Origin of the sequence: Myxococcus virescens (assembly GCF_900101905.1) — a bacterium.
Classification (GTDB): domain Bacteria; phylum Myxococcota; class Myxococcia; order Myxococcales; family Myxococcaceae; genus Myxococcus; species Myxococcus virescens.
Window position 1 is genome coordinate 1 of sequence record NZ_FNAJ01000050.1, and the last position, 1531, is coordinate 1531.

Sequence of the window (1531 nt, forward strand, 5' to 3'; positions counted from 1 at the left end):
AGGTCGGCGTCGCGCGCCGGGAGGACGTGGACGACGGCCTCGTCCAGCTCCCTCCCTGTCCCGCCTGCCGCTCCACCGAGTTTCTCATCCGCGCGGCCGAGGGCGAGCCAGAGCACCCGGCGCCCGGCAGCTTCGGCCACCTGCACCGACTCCTCGTCAACCACGCTCACGCGGAGCTCGTCCAGCGAGGGCGCTTGCACACTGTGCTCAAGCCCAAGGGGGGCGGTGCCGGCAAGGTGGTGGTGCGTCCCCTGTCGCAGGAGGCTCGCGAGCGCTGGTTCCCGCAAGGCCTCCGAATCACGGTGCCTCCCGACGAGCAGCCCCGCGCCCCCGAGGAGTCCAGTCGATAGACATACACCGTCAGCGAAACAGAGCCCCCTGCGCCCGCCATGCTCCGGGGCCGCCCGAATCCCCCTCTGCTCGACTTGCTATGTCTCGAAGACAGAGCGTGTATGTCTTCGCCCCCCAATGCGCGCCAGGGAGACACACATGGTTATCGGCAGCTCCACCACCTACCTCGGCAACGAAATTCCCGGCCTCCGCGGGCAGAAGGTCCGCATCTTCGCGGTGCTGCGCGGCGGACTCCGCCCCGACGCAAACCCGGACGCAGACGACTACTACGTGAATGACAACGAGACGCTGGCGCGCCTCGGGGGCGTCACAGCCGAGGACTGCATCGACGCTGCCCCCATTCTCCCGGACGGCACCACCTCCTTCGTGCATCTCGACCCGCGCGCCATCGACTTGGAGTGCTTCGCGCACCTGCGCAACCCCAGCGCACAATGACTTGCCATACGCGCAGAGCAGAGCGTGTATGCCTCACGCGCGCCCGTCGAGGGCGGCGGAAGGAAGAAACAATGACACCCCGCAAGCCACGCCCTACCAACTCTGCGAAGCCCGCCCGGGCACCCGAAGAAACCCTCGAGCGCATTGCACGCGAGACGCTGAACATTGAAACCCTGAAGACACGCAGCAGCGACAGCCTCGACCTTCACGATGTGGCGGTGTGGCGCCTGAAGGGCGCCCTCGAAGCGGCCTATCAGGCCGGCCTGAGCGCCGCCACCAGCGCCAGCAGCAAGTAGCGCCTCCTCTCACCAGCCACGCCCCGCCCAGCGGGGCAGCAGCGCATGAGGGCCGCCGGGCCGCCCTCGTGAACGGCAGACGTGTACCCACGGCCCCAAATCGAAAGCACCACCATGCCCCGCAACACCCCACCGAAGACGAAGAAGCTGGAGTCCATGAACCTGACGGAGCTGCGTGCCCGCTACCGCGAAGTGGTGGGTGAGGAGACGCGCAGCCCCAACAAGACGCACCTCATCCGCCGCATCGAGGAGTCCCTTGCCGCCAAGAGGCGGCGCAGCCCCTCCCGCCGGGCAACGGCCACCGCCCCCAGCGCCCCTCCTCCGGCCCCTGCTGCACCGGCCACCACCTCGGCCGAGGGCACGCAGCCCGCTCGCCAGCGCGGGCGCTTCGCCGGCATGTCGCTGCAGCAGTTGCAGGAGAAGTACCGCGAAGTCGTCGGGCGTCCGAC

General features: G+C 68.9%; 3 protein-coding genes and 1 pseudogene. All 4 read left to right on the forward strand.

The window, feature by feature from the left end:
* On the forward strand, nucleotides 1-350 hold a 350-nt coding region (locus BLU09_RS37985; protein ID WP_090496019.1), incomplete at its 5' end, for a hypothetical protein.
* Nucleotides 351-489: 139 nt separating this feature from the next.
* Complete coding sequence (locus BLU09_RS37990; RefSeq protein WP_090496020.1) at nucleotides 490-786, forward strand: hypothetical protein; 297 nt, start codon at nucleotides 490-492, stop codon at nucleotides 784-786.
* 71 nt (nucleotides 787-857) lie between these two features.
* The gene (locus BLU09_RS37995) at nucleotides 858-1082 is read left to right on the forward strand and encodes a DUF6900 domain-containing protein (RefSeq protein ID WP_090496021.1); all 225 of its coding nucleotides are present in this window, start codon (nucleotides 858-860) and stop codon (nucleotides 1080-1082) included.
* Between the two features lie 114 nt (nucleotides 1083-1196).
* A pseudogene (locus BLU09_RS38000) lies at nucleotides 1197-1531 on the forward strand (DUF2924 domain-containing protein); the annotation flags it as partial.